The 18,556-nt window shown below is 59.5% G+C and carries 21 protein-coding genes; 4 read left to right on the top strand and 17 right to left on the bottom strand.

Annotation, left to right across the window (positions count from 1 at the left end):
* Positions 1–134: 134 nt before the first annotated feature.
* Positions 135–1,007, bottom strand: a complete 873-nt coding sequence (gene panB / locus ACN0WW_RS00445; RefSeq protein WP_417608261.1) for a 3-methyl-2-oxobutanoate hydroxymethyltransferase — start codon at positions 1,005–1,007, stop codon at positions 135–137.
* A 140-nt stretch (positions 1,008–1,147) separates the two neighbouring features.
* Between panB and ACN0WW_RS00440 the strand changes: the two genes are divergently transcribed.
* Positions 1,148–2,380: a TCR/Tet family MFS transporter gene (locus ACN0WW_RS00440; RefSeq protein ID WP_417608259.1), complete on the top strand. Its 1,233-nt coding sequence runs from the start codon at positions 1,148–1,150 to the stop codon at positions 2,378–2,380.
* On the opposite strand, the gene ACN0WW_RS00435 is transcribed toward ACN0WW_RS00440, so the two are convergent.
* From ACN0WW_RS00435 to ACN0WW_RS00375, 13 genes are all read right to left on the bottom strand, one after another.
* The gene (locus ACN0WW_RS00435) at positions 2,356–3,405 is read right to left on the bottom strand and encodes a glycerophosphodiester phosphodiesterase (protein WP_417608945.1); all 1,050 of its coding nucleotides are present in this window, start codon (positions 3,403–3,405) and stop codon (positions 2,356–2,358) included. The genes ACN0WW_RS00440 and ACN0WW_RS00435 overlap by 25 nt on opposite strands.
* Before the next feature lie 41 nt (positions 3,406–3,446).
* Positions 3,447–3,728, bottom strand: coding sequence for a DUF427 domain-containing protein (locus tag ACN0WW_RS00430; RefSeq protein WP_417608257.1), 282 nt, complete (start codon positions 3,726–3,728; stop codon positions 3,447–3,449).
* A 170-nt stretch (positions 3,729–3,898) separates the two neighbouring features.
* Complete coding sequence (locus tag ACN0WW_RS00425) at positions 3,899–4,267, bottom strand: ArsC family reductase (protein WP_417608255.1); 369 nt, start codon at positions 4,265–4,267, stop codon at positions 3,899–3,901.
* Positions 4,260–4,943 (bottom strand): endonuclease III domain-containing protein, encoded by a 684-nt coding sequence (locus ACN0WW_RS00420; protein WP_417608253.1) that lies wholly within the window; start codon positions 4,941–4,943, stop codon positions 4,260–4,262. Before ACN0WW_RS00420 ends, ACN0WW_RS00425 begins: the two co-directional genes overlap by 8 nt.
* Positions 4,936–5,637, bottom strand: a complete 702-nt coding sequence (locus ACN0WW_RS00415) for an endonuclease III domain-containing protein (RefSeq protein ID WP_417608251.1) — start codon at positions 5,635–5,637, stop codon at positions 4,936–4,938. The genes ACN0WW_RS00420 and ACN0WW_RS00415 overlap by 8 nt, the downstream gene beginning before the upstream one ends.
* A 64-nt stretch (positions 5,638–5,701) precedes the next feature.
* Entirely contained in the window at positions 5,702–6,397 is a 696-nt protein-coding gene (locus ACN0WW_RS00410; RefSeq protein ID WP_417608249.1) for a DUF4336 domain-containing protein, read from the bottom strand.
* 34 nt (positions 6,398–6,431) lie between these two features.
* A complete protein-coding gene (locus ACN0WW_RS00405; protein WP_417608247.1) occupies positions 6,432–6,842 on the bottom strand; it encodes a GNAT family acetyltransferase in 411 nt (136 codons plus the stop codon).
* 3 nt (positions 6,843–6,845) lie between these two features.
* Entirely contained in the window at positions 6,846–7,853 is a 1,008-nt protein-coding gene (locus tag ACN0WW_RS00400; protein ID WP_417608245.1) for a zinc-dependent alcohol dehydrogenase family protein, read from the bottom strand.
* 10 nt (positions 7,854–7,863) lie between these two features.
* The gene (locus tag ACN0WW_RS00395; RefSeq protein ID WP_417608243.1) at positions 7,864–8,238 is read right to left on the bottom strand and encodes a type II toxin-antitoxin system VapC family toxin; all 375 of its coding nucleotides are present in this window, start codon (positions 8,236–8,238) and stop codon (positions 7,864–7,866) included.
* Positions 8,222–8,515: a type II toxin-antitoxin system Phd/YefM family antitoxin gene (locus ACN0WW_RS00390; RefSeq protein WP_417608241.1), complete on the bottom strand. Its 294-nt coding sequence runs from the start codon at positions 8,513–8,515 to the stop codon at positions 8,222–8,224. The genes ACN0WW_RS00395 and ACN0WW_RS00390 overlap by 17 nt, the downstream gene beginning before the upstream one ends.
* Before the next feature lie 299 nt (positions 8,516–8,814).
* The gene (guaA, locus tag ACN0WW_RS00385; protein WP_417608239.1) at positions 8,815–10,386 is read right to left on the bottom strand and encodes a glutamine-hydrolyzing GMP synthase; all 1,572 of its coding nucleotides are present in this window, start codon (positions 10,384–10,386) and stop codon (positions 8,815–8,817) included.
* Between the two features lie 75 nt (positions 10,387–10,461).
* The gene (locus ACN0WW_RS00380) at positions 10,462–11,166 is read right to left on the bottom strand and encodes a ZIP family metal transporter (RefSeq protein WP_417608237.1); all 705 of its coding nucleotides are present in this window, start codon (positions 11,164–11,166) and stop codon (positions 10,462–10,464) included.
* Positions 11,167–11,351: 185 nt separating this feature from the next.
* Positions 11,352–12,914, bottom strand: coding sequence for a class I adenylate-forming enzyme family protein (locus ACN0WW_RS00375; RefSeq protein ID WP_417608235.1), 1,563 nt, complete (start codon positions 12,912–12,914; stop codon positions 11,352–11,354).
* Positions 12,915–13,165: 251 nt separating this feature from the next.
* Between ACN0WW_RS00375 and ybaK the strand changes: the two genes are divergently transcribed.
* Entirely contained in the window at positions 13,166–13,636 is a 471-nt protein-coding gene (ybaK, locus tag ACN0WW_RS00370; protein ID WP_417608233.1) for a Cys-tRNA(Pro) deacylase, read from the top strand.
* A 155-nt stretch (positions 13,637–13,791) separates the two neighbouring features.
* Here ybaK and ACN0WW_RS00365 read toward each other — a convergent pair whose 3' ends face one another.
* The 3 genes from ACN0WW_RS00365 to ACN0WW_RS00355 all read right to left on the bottom strand — a co-directional run bounded on the left by ACN0WW_RS00365 (position 13,792) and on the right by ACN0WW_RS00355 (position 15,419).
* Positions 13,792–14,298, bottom strand: a complete 507-nt coding sequence (locus tag ACN0WW_RS00365; RefSeq protein WP_417608231.1) for a hypothetical protein — start codon at positions 14,296–14,298, stop codon at positions 13,792–13,794.
* A 282-nt stretch (positions 14,299–14,580) separates the two neighbouring features.
* A complete protein-coding gene (locus tag ACN0WW_RS00360) occupies positions 14,581–14,982 on the bottom strand; it encodes a PaaI family thioesterase (RefSeq protein WP_417608229.1) in 402 nt (133 codons plus the stop codon).
* Positions 14,979–15,419, bottom strand: a complete 441-nt coding sequence (locus ACN0WW_RS00355) for a GxxExxY protein (RefSeq protein ID WP_417608227.1) — start codon at positions 15,417–15,419, stop codon at positions 14,979–14,981. Before ACN0WW_RS00355 ends, ACN0WW_RS00360 begins: the two co-directional genes overlap by 4 nt.
* Positions 15,420–15,591: 172 nt before the next feature.
* Here ACN0WW_RS00355 and gyrB point away from each other — a divergent pair, with 172 nt between their 5' ends.
* Positions 15,592–18,084: a DNA topoisomerase (ATP-hydrolyzing) subunit B gene (gyrB, locus tag ACN0WW_RS00350; protein WP_417608943.1), complete on the top strand. Its 2,493-nt coding sequence runs from the start codon at positions 15,592–15,594 to the stop codon at positions 18,082–18,084.
* 124 nt (positions 18,085–18,208) lie between these two features.
* Positions 18,209–18,556, top strand: coding sequence for a thiol-disulfide oxidoreductase DCC family protein (locus tag ACN0WW_RS00345; protein ID WP_417608225.1), 348 nt, complete (start codon positions 18,209–18,211; stop codon positions 18,554–18,556).

Raw genomic sequence — 18,556 nt, 5'->3', positions numbered from 1 at the left:
GCGCCCCTATTCGCCGGTCTGACGAAGGTGATTTACAATCGGCTGTCCTTTAGCGCCCGCAATAGTAAATGTAAAAGTCTATTGACCATTTCTACAGGCTGAACGGAGGGCCAAGAACAAGTCGGCAAGTTTCGCTATTTTTTCGGTTGATAGAGCTGGTCGGGGCCCGGAAAGCTGCGCTCCCTGACCTCTCCGGCATATTGCTCGGCGGCCTGATCGATCTGTTCGGCAATATTGTGATAGCGTTTCACAAAGCGGGCCGTACGGTCGAACATGCCGAGCATATCTTCGGTCACCAGCACCTGGCCATCGCATTGCGCGGAGGCTCCGATGCCAATGGTGATCGCTTTCACGGCCTTGGTCACCTCGATCGCAATCGGCTCGAGCAAGCCTTCCAGAACGATCGCAAAGGCTCCTGCCTTGTCCAGCGCCACGGCGTCACCGACAATTTTCTTCGCTTCGGCATCGCTGCGCCCCCGCGCCGCATAACCGCCCAGCACATTGATCGCTTGCGGGGTCAAACCGACATGGCCAACCACCGGGATCCCGCGCTGTACGAGGAACGCGACCGTCTCGGCCATGACCTCGCCGCCTTCCAGCTTGACCGCAGCCGCGCCGGTCTGTTTCAGGATCTGGGCCGCGCTTTCATAGGCCTGTTCCGGCGATCGTTCATAAGAGCCGAAGGGCATATCGACGACGACAACGCTGTGATAGCTGCCCCGGACCACCGCCGCACCATGGTTGCACATCATGTCGAGCGTCACCGGGATCGTCGAATCGAGGCCGTAAATCACCTGCGCCAGCGAATCGCCGACCAGCAGCATATCGCAGTGCGCGTCGAGCAGTTGCGCGGTCCGCGCCGTATAGGCGGTCAGCATAACCACCGGTTCCTCGGTAACGCCATCGACCTTGCGGCCCTGAATTTTGGGAACCGAAAGCCGCCGCATGGGCTGCGGACGTGGATTGGCGCGACTGGTGGATGTATCGAGTTTGAAGGTCGTGGACATACCCCGTGTTTAACCGCCCTTGTCACATAAGGCCAGTGATCTGTGACGGCGATTAGCCGTTGCCTTCGAAAAAATATTCCGGCAAACTTTCTGCCTCTCACGACTCATCAAAACCTGATCTCCCGTTTTAGGAACGCCCCATGCCTGTGGCCCGCAAGCCAGAGTCGATATTGCTGTTTGTCGCGTTCATCGTGTTTATCGACATGATGGGTATCGGCTTGATATTGCCGGTCATGCCGTCGCTGATCGAAGGAATCACCGGCACATCCATCGACCGCGCCGCCGAAATTGGCGGCTGGTTGCTGTTCGCCTATGCGATGATGCAATTCCTGTTCGCACCCGTCATTGGCGGCCTGAGCGACAGATTCGGGCGAAGACCGATATTGCTCACCACGCTGTTATTGCTCGGACTCGACTATGCAATCATGGCCTGGGCACCGACCCTGCCCTGGCTGTTCATCGGCCGCATAGTGTCCGGGATCATGGGTGCCAGCTGGGCCGCAGCAAACAGCTGCGTCGCCGACGTGACATCCCCCGCAGAACGCGGCAAATATTTCGGGATCCTGGGCGGTGCCGGTGCGATGGGCTTTGTCCTGGGTCCCGGCATTGGTGGCGTGCTGGGAGAATATGGCGACCGGCTGCCTTTTGTCGCCGCAGCCATGCTGGCCCTCACCGGGACCGCGATCGGCATGGTCGTACTGAAAGAAACACTGCCGAGAACGAAGCGACGGACCTTCTCGATCACTCGGGCCAATCCGATGGGCAGCATCATCCAGATGAGCAGGACGCCGCTGGTGCTCGGCTTTCTGTCGACCATATTTGTGCTGCAACTGGCGGCACAAGCGCAAATTTCGATCTGGGCCTATTGGCTGATTGAACGCTTTGACTGGAGCATTTTGCAGATCGGGCTGAGCGTCGCCTTGTTCGGGATTTTGCTTGCGCTGGTGCAGGGCGTACTGACCGGGCGGCTGATCGGTAAAATTGGCGAAAGGCGCGCGGGTCAGTTCGGAATGTTCTTTGGCATTCCCGCCTATCTCATCTTCGCCTTTGCCCCCAATGACTGGTTCGTGTTCCTGGGCATCATCACCGGCGCAGCCAGCGGTTTTGCTTTTCCTGCCATGCAACAGATGATGAGCCGCCGGATCAGCGAGGATGCCCAGGGCGAATTACAAGGTGCTATTGCCAGCACGGTCAGCCTGACCTCGATCATCGGACCGGTGATGATGACCGGCGTTTTTGGTGCCTATGCCGATGGCGAGGGTCTTTACTTTCCCGGCGCACCATTCATTCTGGGCGCGACATTGATGGTCATTGCCCTATTGATCTATGCATTCACCGCGCATCGCCATTATTCGGCTGCGGACACCGCCTGAGCAGGATTATCGCTGAACAGACCGTCAATACCGGCGGCGATATAGGCGCGGATTTCGCCCTGCAAATCACCCGGTTCGCGCGGATCGATGCCGCTCTTGAAATCGGTTGGCAGAAAATAATTTTCGCGCCGGAAGGTCCACGGGTGCACGACCAGCCCGCGCTTATGCGCCTCCTCGACCAGCCCGGTCGGCGTGTCCAGCAAACCAACAAGGTTGCGACCAATCACCAGGTCCTTTGACGGTCCCAGTCCCTGGGCATAGGTCGCGATTTCCGTCAGGCCATCGGCTGTCAGCATGGTTTCATAGGTCAGGCCCTCCTGGTCGGGTGGTCCGCCTTGGCTGGCGACCAGCTGGACCAGCCGAATCCCGGTTTTCTCGTGCAACGCTTTCAGATTGCCGACTTCAAAAGACTGGATAAACACCGGATCGTCCTTGTCGGCCAAGCCATATTTGTTCAGCAGTTTCAGCAACGGCTCATCATGGGCGAGCCCGAGCGCCTTGAAATAGCTGGGATGCTTGGTTTCCGGATAGACACCAACCCTTTTGCCATGCTGCTTTTCGTGTCTTTGCAGCAATTGCAATATCTCTTCGAAGGTCGGTATTTCAAACTGGCCATCATATTTCGCATTGGCCGCCCGCAATTGCGGCAGCCGTTCCTTGGCCCGCAGCGTTTTCAGTTCGGCCAGCGTAAAATCTTCGGTGAACCAGCCTTCATGGCGCTGGCCATCAATCGTCTTGACCGTCTTGCGATCGGCAAATTCAGTTTTGTCCGCAACATCGGTGGTTTCGCTGATTTCATTCTCGTGCCGCGCCACCAATACGCCGTCCTTGGTCAGCACCAGATCCGGTTCGATAAAATCCGCGCCTTGCTCGATCGCCAGCGCATAGGACGCAAGCGTATGTTCCGGACGCTCGCCGCTGGCACCGCGATGAGCGATAATAATCGGCGGTTCGCCGCTGAGTGTCGCCATCTGCCTCTCCGAATGTGCGCCCGATTCCGCCTGGACGCCGCAAGCCGCCAGCATGAGCGCAGATACGAACAGAAAGGCGTTGCAAAATTTCATTCTCAGCCGACCTCGACGCCTTTCCAGAACGCGATCCGGCCCTCGATTTCAGCCGCAGCCGATTTCGGCGACGGATAATACCAGGCGGCATCCTCGTTGATTTCACCTTCGACGATCAGCGAATGGTAAGACGCATCGCCCTTCCACGGGCAATGGCTGGTCGCGTCGCTGGGCATGAGATATTTCGACCACACAGAATCGCGCGGAAAATAGTGATTGCCCTCGACGACCACCGTGTCGTCGCTTTCCGCGATCACCACGTCATTCCATCTTGCCTGAACCATTCGCTTGTCCTTTTTCTGATACCAATATCGGCGGCAGCAATCCCTGTTATCGGCATCCATATCCGGATAACCTCGAAACATAACAGTTTTATGCCAGCAGCCCTGATAAGTTCAGAAAGACGGATCGGCGATACGGCATTCAGGGTAAATTCGCCAGAATGCCGGACGCGCTAGCTATTGCGCGCGGCCAGTCCGGCGGCTTCATAGTCCGAAGCCTTGAAGCCGACGACCAGTTCGTCGCCATGCTCCAGCACCGGCCGTTTGATCATGCTGGGGTTTTCCGCCATCACCATGACCGCAGTATCGTCGCTGATATTTTCCTTCACCATGTCGGGCAGCTTGCGGAAGGTCGTGCCGCGCTTGTTGATCAGCGTTTCCCAGCCGACCTGCATCACCCACATCTCCAGCTTTTCCTTGGTGATCCCCGACTTTTTATAGTCATGGAATACATAGTTGATGCCATTCTTCTCCATCCAGTTGCGCGCCTTCTTGATGGTGTCGCAATTGGAGATGCCATACATCTTGGTTTCGTTACTCATCGCTTGGTTCCTGTTTCTGCTGCGCTTTGAGCCAGAGACAGATGTCAGCCACCGGACATCGGTCACATTTGGGGCTCCGGGAAGTGCAGATTCGCTTCCCGAACTGAATTAGCCAGAAATGGCCGTCGTGCAAGGCCCAATCGGGGCTGCGTTCTTCCAGCTGCTGCGCGGTCTTGTCCGCGGTCTTGGCATTGGTCAAGCCGATCCGGTTGCAGACCCGGTGGACATGGGTGTCGACGGCGATCACATCGGCGCCAAAGGTGAAACTCATCACGATATCGGCGCATTTCCGGCCAATGCCCGGCATCGACAGCAGACCCTCTCGCGTATGCGGCACAATTCCGCCATGTGCGGCGAGCAAATGCTCGCAAAATTTGCGGATGCTCCGGGTTTTGACATTATAGAGTCCGCACGGTTTGATCGCCGCGGCAATATCGCGATCATCCAGCTCCAGCATGGCTTCCGGCGTGTCCGCCAAGGCAAACAGGGCAGTCGCAGCCTTGGCGGTGTTGCGGTCCAGTGACTGAGCAGACAACATGCAGGAAATACAGGAGCGAAAGGCATCCGGCTGCCCTTTCGGCCCCTTGGCATCCCTGGTCCGTCCGGGCATCGCTTCGGCGAGGCGGCGGTAAACCGTCTCGATCTGCTCCGGTCCTAAAGTGGCTTGCTCAGGCATGGCCGGCAAATTCGCAATCGTTGCGCACCGGACAGGAGGCACAATCCGCCCGTTTCGGGCGGCAGATGGTTTGCGCCAGCCGTTTGCCGAGCAGATGGTGCTCATCCACGTCTTCCGCCGTCCATTCGGATGGCAGGACCGGCATCAGCGCGTCATAGGCCCGCGCCGTATCGGCCTTTGGCGGCACCAGCCCCATCCGCTGTACGACCCGGCGATGCCCGGAATCGAGTACCAGCGCCTTGCGATTGAAATGACTGGTATTCATCACGCCGGTGCTGATCTTGCGCGCAACCCCCGGCAGGCTTTCCAGCCACGCCATGGCATCGGCCGTATCCAGATTGTCCAGATGAGCCAGCGTGGCCCTGCCGTACTGCCGGACAATCTCTTGCAGGCAGGCTTTCAGCCGCTCCGCCGCCATCGCCGGAAAGGTCGCGGTCTGCAGCGTGCGGGTGAGCGCGCCAACATCCGCTTCCGCGACTGCCTCCCAACTCCCATATTCGGCAAGCAGTCGGTCGCTGTTCTCGTTGGAGACCGCGGTTTTCGCGCGGGCACCGATGACGCCCTGGACCAGCGTCCAGATCGGATCGCGGCGTTTGTCATTCGGGCGGATCACGCGGCCGAAGCTACGGATCAGCCGCTCGTGCATCCGCCGTAATATTTCGGTTCGCGGGTCTGTGCCAAGGTCAAGTTGCATCGCCGGAATATGGGTCAGCCAGCGGCAAGGCGCAAGCCGCCGTTACGCCCGTTGCGCTTTCCGCTCAGCCGATCCAGGCGAAGGCGCGCTTCAGAAAGGCCAGCCCGTTCTCTAACTGAATTTCGCCATGCGCCATAATCACGCGGCGGGGTTTCCAGGCGAACAGCCGGTCCCGGGCAGCCCGCGTGGCCTTGCGCCGGATGAAGGAAAGCCGCCATTCAAGCGGCGCATGCCCCTTGCCCTCGGTGATGCCCCAGGGCCTGGCGATCCAGCGCTGCCAGCCTTTCCAATATTGGCGAATGAAGGATTCGCTGAAATTTTCGGAAAGATCGGCCAGGATTGCGGTTTGCGACGGACGGTGAAAGAACACGATCTCGTCCATCACCGGTGATCCGTTGAACCAGACCTGGTCGATCGCTCCCTGCCATGAAGCGGGCGGTTCATCCTCCAGCGGCGCCTCAAAGGTCAGGTCGGATCGCTTGTGGATGGTAGACGCCGGCCCCCAGAGCTTGGCTTCCGGCCACGCCTCCTTCCAGTCTTGCAGATACAGATGGTGGATCTTGTTGGGGCTGACCAGATGCTTGGGCTGGCCCAACCCGTCAATCGCGCTTTTCAGCGCCGGCGTCAGCGCGATCGGCGACCAGCACCATAGTTCGTCATCAGCGAGCCGGACAATGACGCAGCGCGTCGGATAGGGGAAGCCATGAAAGTCTACAATATCACCTTCTGCGACCCAGATATTGTCGGCCAGTTTTTCCATCGCTTGACTGCTTCCTAATTGCTTCCTCTATACTTCATATATCCAGTCTCTTGCCGATCGTCACCACCGGCTGCACCTCATATCCCAGCGCCCTGTAAAAGCCGATAGCCGGCTCATTATCGTCCCGCACCATCAACTGGATTTTCGGTGCATCGCGGTCGCGCAGCCAGGCTTCGGCAGCCTCCATCAGCGTCCGGCCCAGTCCATCGCCGCGATGGTCGGGTGCCACGCCCAGATAATAGACCCAGCCGCGATGGCCATCATCGCCGACCATCACCGTCGCCACCACCCGGCCATCGCGCTCGTCTAGCAGAATCGTGGAGTGCGTGCCCTGCAGCGCCCGCGTAAAATCGGCAGCGGCATCATTCCACGGCCGGGTCAGGCCGCAAGCCTCCCAGAGCGCGAGAACCGCAGCGCGATCATCGCCTTTGGCCGTCCGCATCATCGCCTAGATATCGATGATGATCTTGCCGAAATGCTGCCCTGATTCCTGGTGACGGAAGGCATCGGCCAGATCGGCGAGCGGGAAATGCTGGTCAAGCACCGGCTTGATGCCATTGGCTTCGATCGCCGCGATCATGTCTATCTGGTGCGCACGGCTGCCCACGGTCAGGCCCTGCACCCGCAAATTCTTGCCCATCAGCAAGCCCGTCTGCACCGGTCCGGCAAAGCCGGTCAAGACGCCGATCAGGGCGATATGGCCACCGATCCGGGCTGCGGTCATCGACTGGTCGAGCGTACCCGGTCCGCCGATTTCGACAACGCAATCGACGCCCTTGCCGCCGGTCAGCGCAAGCACCTTCTTCCCCCAGGCTTCGACCTCCTTGTAATTGATCAGATGGTCCGCTCCCATTTCCCTGAGCCGCTCGAGCTTGTCATTCGAAGATGACGTCGCGATCACCGTCGCACCCGCCGCCTTGGCAAATTGCAGCGCGAAGATCGAAACGCCGCCAGTGCCCTGCACCAGCACGCTATCGCCCGGCTTGACGCAGCCATCGACAAACAGCGCGCGCCACGCGGTCAGACCCGCGCAGGTCAGGGTCGCAGCTTCGGCGGCGCTATAATCCTTTGGCGCCGTGGTCCACGCTGTTTCAGGCCCGACCACCTGCTCGACCGCATAGCCATCGATCCCGTCACCGGGCACGCGCTTGAAACCGCCTTCGGGCGGCTCACCGTCAATCCAGTCTGGGAAGAAGGTAGAGACCACCAGATCACCCACCGCAAAATCGCTGACGCCCTCGCCCACCGCAGTGACCTCGCCGGCACCGTCGGACATCGGAATGCGATTTTCCTCCGTCGGGATCATCCCCTTGACCACCGCATAGTCATGATAGTTCAGACTGGACGCCCGCACCCGCACCGCAATTTCACCGGGTCCGGGAGCCACCGGATCCGGCAGATCGACCAGCTTGAGATTGTCGAGCGAGGCCGGAGCTTGGAGTTGGATGGCTTTCATGATGTTTTCCTTACCAGAGTGTTTTAACGGGATAACGGTGAATATTCTCGTCGGCGGTGACCAGCGTCAGGCCCAGCACAATAGCATGAGCGATCAGCATCCGGTCAACGGGATCGCGATGAATGTCGGGCAATTCGGTCGCAATCTCCCACAGATCGGCCGGAAAATCGAGCAGGTGAAAACCCAGTTTTTCCTGAAATCTGGAAAGCGGAACGCTGGCCGGAAAACGCCCTCGCCCCAGCAGATCACTATATTCATAGGCTGTCACCGCACTGACGAACAGCCTGTTGTCGACATTTGGTAATTCGGCGAGAAACTTGTGGCTCAGCCGCGGGTCGTCATCTCCGATCCAAGCCAGCACATGAGTATCAAGCAGGAGATCCAAATTTCCTCCGGAACCGCTCCGCGGGATCGCCCCGGTCGGCTTTCAGCGCTTCGAGACCAAGATCAAAGCCATTGAACTCCTCTTTGAACGCCCCCACCGCCTGCACCCGTCGCCGCGCAATTTCTTCACGCTCCGCTCGGTCGGCGATTTCAATCGGAACCAGCTTCAACTTCGGCACGCCCGCTTTTTGCAGGATAACCTCCTCCCCGCGCAGCGCCGCTGCGACAAGTTCCGAAAGCCGGGTCTTGGCCTCGCCGATATTGACATGGATGGTCATTGCTTGGCCAATATAACTTGACCAAGCAGGTTGGTCAAGTTGACGCGATGACTGATTGGGGACCAATTCCGGCGTTCGGAAAGATCCTATCGGATTTCATGTCCACGGAAAGTGTGCGACCACTTGCTTCGACGATCGTTCGCGCAAAGTCTTTCGACAGGCTCAAGTCCATTTCACCTTGCACTGGTCAGCGGCTCCTCACGTCGCCGAACAATTCGGACCATCGTTCACCACCTTGCGGCATCTTGCGATGCCGAATAAATCGGGCGTGCATCCCCCGGATGCCCGCTATTTCCGATTCATTCCCACTCGATCGTCCCGGGCGGCTTGCTGGTATAGTCATAGACCACCCGGTTGATTCCCTTCACCTCGTTGACGATCCGCGTCGACACGCGGGTCAGGAAAGCGGCGTCGAAGGGGTAGACATCGGCGGTCATGCCGTCGGTACTGGTGACGGCGCGCAGGCCGCAGACATTGTCATAGGTGCGGCTGTCGCCCATCACGCCGACCGTCTTGACCGGGAGCAGCACGGCAAAGGCCTGCCAGATCGCATCATACAGTCCGGCGCTCCGGATTTCCTCGAGATAGATCGCGTCGGCCTTGCGCAGGATATCGCAGCGTTCCTTGGTCACCTCGCCGGGAATGCGGATCGCCAGACCGGGACCGGGGAACGGGTGGCGGCCGACAAACTGGTCGTTCAGGCCCAGTTCGCGCCCGAGATCGCGGACTTCATCCTTGAACAATTCGCGCAGCGGCTCGACCAGCTTCATGTTCATCCGTTCGGGAAGCCCGCCAACATTATGATGCGACTTGATCGTCACGCTCGGACCACCGGTGAAGGAAACGCTCTCGATCACATCGGGATAGAGCGTGCCCTGGGCGAGGAAATCGGCACCGCCGACCCGGGCGGCTTCCTCATCGAACACTTCGATAAATTCGCCGCCGATGAACTTGCGCTTTTTCTCCGGGTCGGTCTCGCCGGCCAGTCCCTTCATGAAGCGCGCCTCGGCATCGACCACCACCAGCGGGATATTATAATGGTCGCGGAACAGGGTCTCGACCTGCTCGCGCTCGTTCAGCCGCAACAGCCCATGGTCGACGAAGACACAGGTCAGCTGGTCGCCGATCGCTTCGTGGATCAGGATCGCCGCAACCGAGCTGTCGACGCCGCCGGACAGGCCGCAGATCACCTTCTTGTCACCGACCTGCTTGCGGATTTCGGCGATCTTGGCGTCCTTATATTCCGCCATCGTCCAGTCGCCAGCACAGCCGCAGACATGGCGGACAAAATTGCCGATCAGCTTGCCGCCATCGGGCGTGTGCACGACCTCGGGGTGGAACTGGGTGCCATAATAGCGCCGCTCGTCATCGGCGATCAGCGCGAACGGTGCTCCCTCGGTGGTCGCAACGATCCGGAAGCCCGGCGCAAATTCGGTGACCTTGTCGCCATGGCTCATCCACACCTGATGGCGCTCGCCGACTTCCCACAGGCCGTCGAACAAGACGCATTCTTCTGAGACTTCGATAAAGGCGCGGCCGAATTCGCCGCCTTCGCCGGTCTCATGCCCCGGCCGCACTTCGCCGCCAAGCTGGTGCGTCATCACCTGCTGGCCATAGCAAATGCCGAGGATCGGCAGGCCACTGTCGAACAGGATCTGCGGCGCGCGCGGGCTGCCGTCCTCTGGCACGCTGGCCGGTGACCCCGACAGGATGATCCCCTTCGGTTTCAGCCGGTGAAAGGCCTCCTCTGCGCTGTTAAACGGCGCGATCTCCGAATAGACCCCCGATTCGCGTACCCGGCGGGCGATAAGCTGCGTGACCTGAGAGCCGAAATCGACGATCAGGATGGTTTCTTCATGGGCTATGGACATGGCTTAGCCGCTTAGTGGGCCGCCCGTTTTGAGTCCAGTGCCTTTGTCCTGCGGCCCTCGAAAAACCCGTCCGTTCTAGCCGCCGCTCAGGTCGCCAAGAAATACAGCGAGCACGACGCCAATCGCGGTTGCGATTCCGGCCATATGATGATCCTCCTTGTAGGCCTGCGGAAATACTTCCGTCGCCAGCGAGGCAACCACGGCACCAGCCGCAAAGCAGCGCGTTCCGGCGAGCACATGCGGCGACACACCTTCCAGCGCGATATTGCCGATGATGGCTGCGGCGGACAATATCGCGGCGGTCAGCACCCACAGTCCCAGCGTCTTGCCCTTGGACAGCCCGCCCTTCACCATCTGCTTGGCACCGCCCGCTGCTTCCGGCAGATTGGACAGCAGGATTGATCCGGCCAGCGCCGCGACTTCAATCGGTGCCGCGCCGATCAGCGCCACGCCAAGCGCCAGATTTTCCGGCACACCGTCCAGCGTGATCGCGGCCAGCAACCCGCCACCGCCGTCCGCGTCCCATTTTTCATCGATCCAGTAATCGATCACGGTAAAGACCACCGCCCCGGCAGCCACCGATCCCAGCCCGACCCACATATTGCTCTGTTCGAGCGAAGGCTGGATTAACTCGCTAACCAGCGAGACGATCAGCGCGCCTCCTGCAAGGGCGATGACAAAGCCCTGCGTCTTTGTCGAAAGTTTCCCGTAAATGCCCCACACCGCCCCGGCGATCAGGGCGGCCGACACAACGGCCACAACGAGAATGGTCATCATCATCAAGCTGTTACCCGCGAAGGCAAATCAGGTTCCCCGTACCCCTGCGCAGGCAGGGGCCCATCTCCCGAACGCTGTTTTCAGCACCATGGGAATGGCAGTGCGCGCAGTTTGCCCAGCGCGCGACGAACAACCCATTGCAACAAGGCGCAACGCCGGGAGATGGGCCCCCGCCTGCGCGGGGGCACTCACGCCTCAACCATATCCCGAAGCTCGGTCTTCAATATCTTGCCGATATGGCTGCGCGGCAGCTCATCGATCAGGCGCAGTTCGGAGAGCCGCTGGGTCTTGCCGAGATTGGCATTGGTCGCCGCCATCAGCGCTTCCGGATCGAGAGTCACCCCGGCCTCGGCCACGACAAAACCGACCGGCGTCTCGCCCCATTGCCGCGAGGCCACGCCGATCACCGCCGCATCGGCAACACCGGGCTGTGCCATCAGCGCTTCCTCGAGATCGCGCGGATAAATATTAAAGCCGCCTGAGATGATCATGTCCTTGGTCCGGCCCATCAGCGTGATAAAGCCGTCTGCGTCAACCCGGCCGACATCGCCCATCCGCTGCCAGCGCTCGCCCTTCTCGTCATACCAGCTGGCTTCCTCGGTTTTTTCCGGCTGGTTTTTGTAGCCCGACATCATCGTCTGCGAGCGCCCGACCAGCTCGCCCATTTCGCCAGCGGGCAGCCGGTTGAGCTGATCATCCACCGTGATCACCTCGCTGCCGCCCCAGGCGATCCCGACGGTGTGCAGCTTGTCGGGATGCTCGTGGCACAGCAGGATACAGACCACGCCGCCCTCGGTCATCGAATAGATCTCGATCAACCCACCCGGCATGCGCTTCAGCACTTCCGCCTTGAGCTCCGCCGAGAAAGGCGCGCTGGTGCAATATTTGTGGGTCAGACTGCCCAGATCATAATCGTCGAAGCCCTCGAAATCCATCAGCCGCTGATATTGCACCGGCACCAGCATCGTGTGGCTGGCGCGATGCTTCTGCGCCAGTTCCAGCCAGCGCTGACAGTCGAACTTGCCCATCAGCACCACCGTGCCGCCATAAGCAATGGTCGGGGTGAACAGCGCCAGCGTCGTGTTCGAATAGAGCGGCGTCGACAGCAAGGTCACCTGGCCCGGCTTGCCATAGCCGGTGCCCTCGCCGACTGCAGCGTGATACCAGCGCATCTGGCGGCTATGAACAATGCCCTTGGGGGTGCCGGTGGTGCCGCTGGAATAGATGATATTATAGGGGTCCTTCGGTCCCACGCCGGGATCGGCAGGGATCGCGCCCTCTTCCGCCATCCAGTCATCCATCAGCGGCGCGTCGTCCGTAGCGTCGTCCATCATGATATGGTTCAACGGCGGCAATTCGTCGCCGCTCTCCAGAAGCTCCGCCCGCTTGGCGCTGTCGATAAACAAATGCATCGCGCCGCTGTCGCGCATCATATTGACCAGCTGTGTCGGCGTCGCCGAAGTGGTCAGCGGCGCCGCACAACCCCCAGCGGCAATCGCCCCGAGATAGGCCAGCGCATAGCGCACCGTCGTCGTCCCGAGAATAGCCACCGCCTGCCCCTTTTGCAGCCCGTCCGCCTGTAGCTGCGCCGCGATCCGGTTGACCAGCGCGGCAGTCTCCGCCCAAGTGAGCTTCTCCGCGCCATCATCCAGCGCGATCCGGTCGGGCTGATTGACCGCATGCGCGTTGATCAGATCGGCGAGTTGGCCAAACGGCTGCTCGAGATAGCGGGCGGGGTCTATATGTTTCATCAACCGATTAATTCCGCATATCGATTGGGAAAGCAATGGCTTTCCAGCCGTTCGGAAGCGATGATGAGATCAAGCAATTGGAAATCCAGACGGGCCGGGACCCTGAAAGCGCGGCCCGAAGCATATTCAGAATAGAAATTAATAGACGCATTTAGTAGACTGTCACGGTGATCCCACAGTGAGGCGGACACGGCAATGCAGGGGGAGCAGTCTATTTTTGCAGCGCTAAGTTAAACGAAAGGTCCTCTGGAATGAAAACTACGCGCGCCACTCATCTGCTTATGAAAAAAGGGATAAGCCATCGCGTCGTCCCCTACGAATATGATGCAAATGCAACGCGGATCGGTGAGCATGCTGCGCAGTCTATAGGCGTTGCTCCGGGAAAACTGCTTAAATGTCTTATGGTGGACGTGACTGGAAAACCCTGCTGCGCGCTTATCCCATCGGACAGAGAATTGTCGATGAAGGCGGTGGCAAGAGTGATGGACGGCAAGAAAGCAGAGATGCTCAGCGTGGAAGATGCAGAGAGGATCACAGGCTACAAGGTGGGCGGCATTAGTCCGTTCGCTCAGCGCAAACGCGTCCCTGTATTCATCGAAGAAAGTGCAATGGCGCAAGAAACGGTGTTCATCAACGCCGGCCAACGTGGCTTTCAGATCGAGATCAGCCCCCAGGCTGCCGCTAAAGTGCTGGACGCCCGAAACCTGGCGATGCTGAAATAAATTACGGTGACAGTGGAATTACGAATTACGCTGACATTGCACTAATTCCCTAGGACTACAGTGATAGTGCACATTATCCTTGGCGCTAACACGAATTGGTTCAACCTCACAGTAACTCTCAAAAAATCGGCGACTGTTGCAACAGCCGCAACCCCCTACCCCGCCACCAGCACCACATAGATGCTTTCAACCCAGCCGCTTTTGCACGGGCCGTCATAATTGCGCTTGGCGCGGACCGGAGAGGAGACGCCGCAGTCGCCGGGGCCGCGCGGTCCCGATGCGCCGTCTTCGGCGGGCGGGGCCTTGTCATAGACGATGCCGAACCATTGCTGGTCGATGCTGCGGGTGCAGATATAGACGCGCTGGCCGGGGGCGAGACTGTCGGTTTTTTCCGCGGCATCAAACGGGGCACTCAGCACCGGCAGCGCACCGTTGTCGTGGCGGCCGACTTCGCCGACGGACTGACAGGCATCGAAGCGCGGACCGCCCTCGCCGATCCGCACCGGCTTGGCGGTCGGTCCGGCCTCGACCCGCTCGGTCCGGCCGGTCTGATTCTCCAGATTGGCGCTGCTCTCGCGCAGGTCATCGCTGACCTTGGTGGATTCGGAGCAGGCGGTGCTGGCCAGGCACAACAGGGAAGCGGCGAGCAGGATTCTGTTCATGGCGGGCGGTTTAGCGCAAAAACGGGGCGCTTGGGAAGCTGCGAATATATTGGAGCGGTGGGCGAGCTGTGCGGGGCTGCCGAGGCCCATCGCCGTCAAGTTCGCCCGCGAGCTTTACCATACCGTTCGTGCTGAGCCTATTGAAGCAACCCACTTCCGTTCGTGCTGAGCTTGTCGAAGCACCCTTAGCGCTCCCCAGCGTCCTTCGACCGGCTCAGGACAAACGGTGGGGGGCCTTGACGACCGGCGGTTGGGGCTTAGCTCGGCAGGTCCCGCGATCGGTCACAGCATAATCTGGGTCTGGGTCACCACCGCCACCAGCGTGCCGTCCTTGAGCGTGATTTTGGTCTGCCACACTGACTGCCGCCGACCAATCTTGAACGGGGTAGCCTCGCCATAGACCGTGCTGCCCTCCGGCGCCGCATTGAGGAAATTGGTCTTGCTTTCCGAGGTGGTGGTGCCGTTCGATCCCTCGGGCAGATTGGCAAATCCGCCAAAGGCCCCCAGCACATCGGCAAAGGTCATCACCGCGCCGCCGTGGATACTGGGGCTACCGCGGCCATTGCCGGCGGTGCAGATCTCCGGCCGCACTAGCATTTCCCCGCGCACCTTGTCCTTGTCGATTGCGGTAATGACAATGCCCATGGTCTTGGCAAAGGGCACCATATCGGCGGGATTGGTCATAAAGGGGATCCTTTTCCGGCTTGATGCACGCGAAGGCGCGAAGCAGCGAAGTCGGTGTGGTTATTGACGATACGCCTGCATCCCATCTTGAAGGTCGGCGCACCGAAGTTCATCAACAGGCCGAGCGGTAAATCCATCAAGCGAAGATAGGTAAGCACCTGTTTTGCGTGCACCGGCATATGCCGTTCCGTCGATTTCAATTCAATCAGCAATTTGTCTTCGACAAGCAAATCCGCGCGGAACCCTTCTTCCAGCACAATATCCAGATATCTGATCTTGATCGGTTTCTGCCGAGCGACTTTCAGGCTTCGATCGGAAAGCGCCTTGGCAAGCAGCGCTTCATACACGCTCTCCAGCAGCCCGGGTCCGAGATTGGCGTGTAGCCTGTAGCCGTATTCCACAGCGATCGCCGATAACTGTTCAACAGAATTTTCCACACCATATTCTTCGCATTCTTCGCGGCTTCGCGCGAGAAAATATCCGCACTTGTCCCAATATGTTAAGTCGTTGATATATTGATATAATATTATACGCAAATCCGACATTTTTCTTGGGTTTGCGGGCGCCAGCGGCTATGGTCGCGGCATGAATGACAGCAATCAAAACGAAATGCCGGAAGATGCTTCCAAATCTTCCAATCAAAACGAATATGGCGCAGATTCGATCAAGGTTCTCAAAGGCTTGGATGCCGTCCGCAAGCGGCCCGGCATGTATATCGGCGACACCGATGACGGCAGCGGCCTGCATCATATGGTGTTCGAGGTATCGGACAATGCAATCGACGAAGCCCTCGCCGGTCATTGCGACCTGATCCTGATCACCCTCAACTCGGACGGCAGCGTCTCGGTCGAGGACAATGGCCGCGGCATCCCGACCGGCATGCACACAGAGGAAGGCGTCTCTGCCGCCGAGGTCATCATGACCCAGCTCCACGCGGGCGGCAAGTTCGAGAACACCTCCAATGACAATGCCTACAAGGTCTCAGGCGGTCTGCACGGGGTCGGTGTCTCGGTGGTTAACGCCCTGTCGGAATGGCTGGAACTCAACATCTGGCGAGACGGTAAAGAGCATAATATGCGCTTCGAATTCGGCAATGCCGTGCGCCCTCTGGAAGTGATTGGCGATGCCCCTCCAGCCGACAATGAAAGCGGTGTAAAAAAGGGTACAAGAGTTACATTCTTCCCGTCTCCTGCGACGTTCAAGATCACCGAGTTCGATTTCGAAAAGCTCGAGCACCGCTACCGCGAACTCGCCTTCCTCAACAGCGGCGTCCACATCATCCTGCGCGATGCGCGGCACGAGGAAGTCAAGGAAATCGACCTGTTCTACGAAGGCGGGATCGCCGCTTTCGTCCAGTATCTCGACCGCAACAAGACAGCGCTGGTGCCGGAGCCCATCGCCATTCACGGCGAACGCGACGATGTGATTATCGACGTCGCGCTGGAGTGGAATGACAGCTATTATGAAAATGTCCTCTGCTTCACCAACAATATCCCGCAGCGCGACGGCGGCACCCATCTCGCGGCCTTCCGCTCGGCACTGACCCGGACGCTGAACAATTATGCCGAAAGCTCCGGTGCGCTGAAGAAGGAAAAGGTCAAGCTGACCGGCGATGACATGCGTGAAGGTCTTTCGGCGATCGTCTCGGTCAAACTGCCCGATCCGAAATTCAGTTCACAAACCAAGGACAAGCTGGTTTCCTCCGAGGTGCGCCAGCCGCTGGAAAGCCTGATGGCCGACAAGCTGGCCGAATGGCTGGAAGAAAATCCGCAAAATGCCGCCATGGTGATCCAGAAGGTGATCGATGCGGCTGCGGCTCGCGAAGCGGCGAAAAAGGCGCGCGAACTGACCCGGCGCAAGGGCGCGATGGATATTGCTTCGCTGCCCGGCAAGCTCGCTGATTGCCGCGAAAAAGATGCAAGCAAGTGCGAACTGTTTCTGGTCGAAGGGGACTCCGCTGGTGGCTCCGCCAAGCAGGGCCGTGACAGCATGTATCAGGCGATTCTGCCGCTCAAGGGCAAGATCCTGAACGTCGAACGCGCCCGCTTTGACCGGATGCTGTCCTCCAAGGAAGTGGGCACGCTGATCCAGGCTATGGGCACCGGTATCGGCCGCGAGGATTTCAATCTCGAAAAGCTGCGCTACCACAAGATCGTCATCATGACCGACGCTGATGTCGACGGCGCGCATATCCGCACCCTGCTGCTGACCTTCTTCTATCGCCAGATGCCAGAGATCATCCTCAATGGTCATCTCTATATCGCTCAGCCGCCGCTCTACAAGGTCGGCAAGGGGAAGAGCGAGGTCTATCTCAAGGACGATAACGCGCTCGACCAATATCTGGTCCAGGCGGGCCTCTCCGGCATGATCCTGCAAACCGGCGAAGGCGCGCGCAGCGGCGAGGATCTGCGCGGCCTGATCGAACATGCGCGCCGGATGCGCAGCCTGATGGCCTATGTCCCGCGGCGCTATGACAGCACCATTGTAGAAGGCATGGCGCTCACCGGTGCGCTCAATCCAGACCATGGCCGGGCAGAACGGCAAGCCGCCGTTGATGCCACCGCCGAATGGATGGACCAGGTGGACGAAGAGGGTCGCTGGTCCGGGCAGGTGTCGGAAGAAGGCGGCTATCTTTTCCAGCGATTCTGGCGCGGGGTGACCGATCATCATATCATCGAGGCAAAGTTTCTGGAAAGCGCGGAAGCCCGCAAGCTCCACCGCCTCGCATCCGAAGAAACCGCGACCTATGGCAGCGGCAGCCGCCTCGTCAAATCGGCCTCTGGCGATACCGAGGAAGGCGAGGATGCGACCGTTGGTACCGAAGGCACGCTGATCACCCGTCCGTCCGAACTGCTCGACACCGTGCTGGCTGCCGGGCGTAAGGGACTCGCGATCTCGCGCTATAAAGGTCTGGGAGAAATGAACGCCGAGCAGCTTTGGGAAACCACGCTGGATCCGGAAGTGCGCTCCCTGCTGCAGGTCACCGTCGAACAGGCAGACGTCACCGACGATATCTTCACCAAGCTGATGGGCGAAGTCGTTGAACCCCGGCGTGAATTCATTGTCGACAATGCCCTGAACGTGGCCAATCTGGACGTTTGATCAAGCTCTGCCACGGCGCTGAAGACTAGGCCTTTCGGCCATATCGATCATCACCTGGGCGTGGGCTAGTACCGTGCTGCAATGAAAGCAGAACGGACATGACCGATACTACCGGAAAAGCACAGTGAGCGACGTCACCGTCTGGTACGATGGTGCCTGCCCGCTGTGCATCCGGGAAATCGCCCTGATGCGCAATCTGGACCGGCGCGGCGCAATCACCTTCGTAGACATAGCATCGCCGGCGCAATCCTGCCCGATCGACCGGCAACTGATGCTCGACCGGTTTTATGCATCGGAAGATGGTCGCCTGCTATCAGGCGCAGCGGCCTTTGCCGCGATGTGGCGCGCGATCCCGGCCTTGCGACCCTTCGGTCTGCTTGCCCGGATGCCCGGAGCGTTGGCGGTCCTTGAAGCGCTGTACCTGCAGTTCCTCAAGGTCCGCCCCCGCATCCAGAAGCGACTAAAACGATAG

Origin of the sequence: Parasphingorhabdus sp. (genome assembly GCF_048269865.1) — a bacterium.
Lineage (GTDB): Bacteria > Pseudomonadota > Alphaproteobacteria > Sphingomonadales > Sphingomonadaceae > Parasphingorhabdus.
This window is presented reverse-complemented; position numbering and strand designations above follow the sequence as displayed.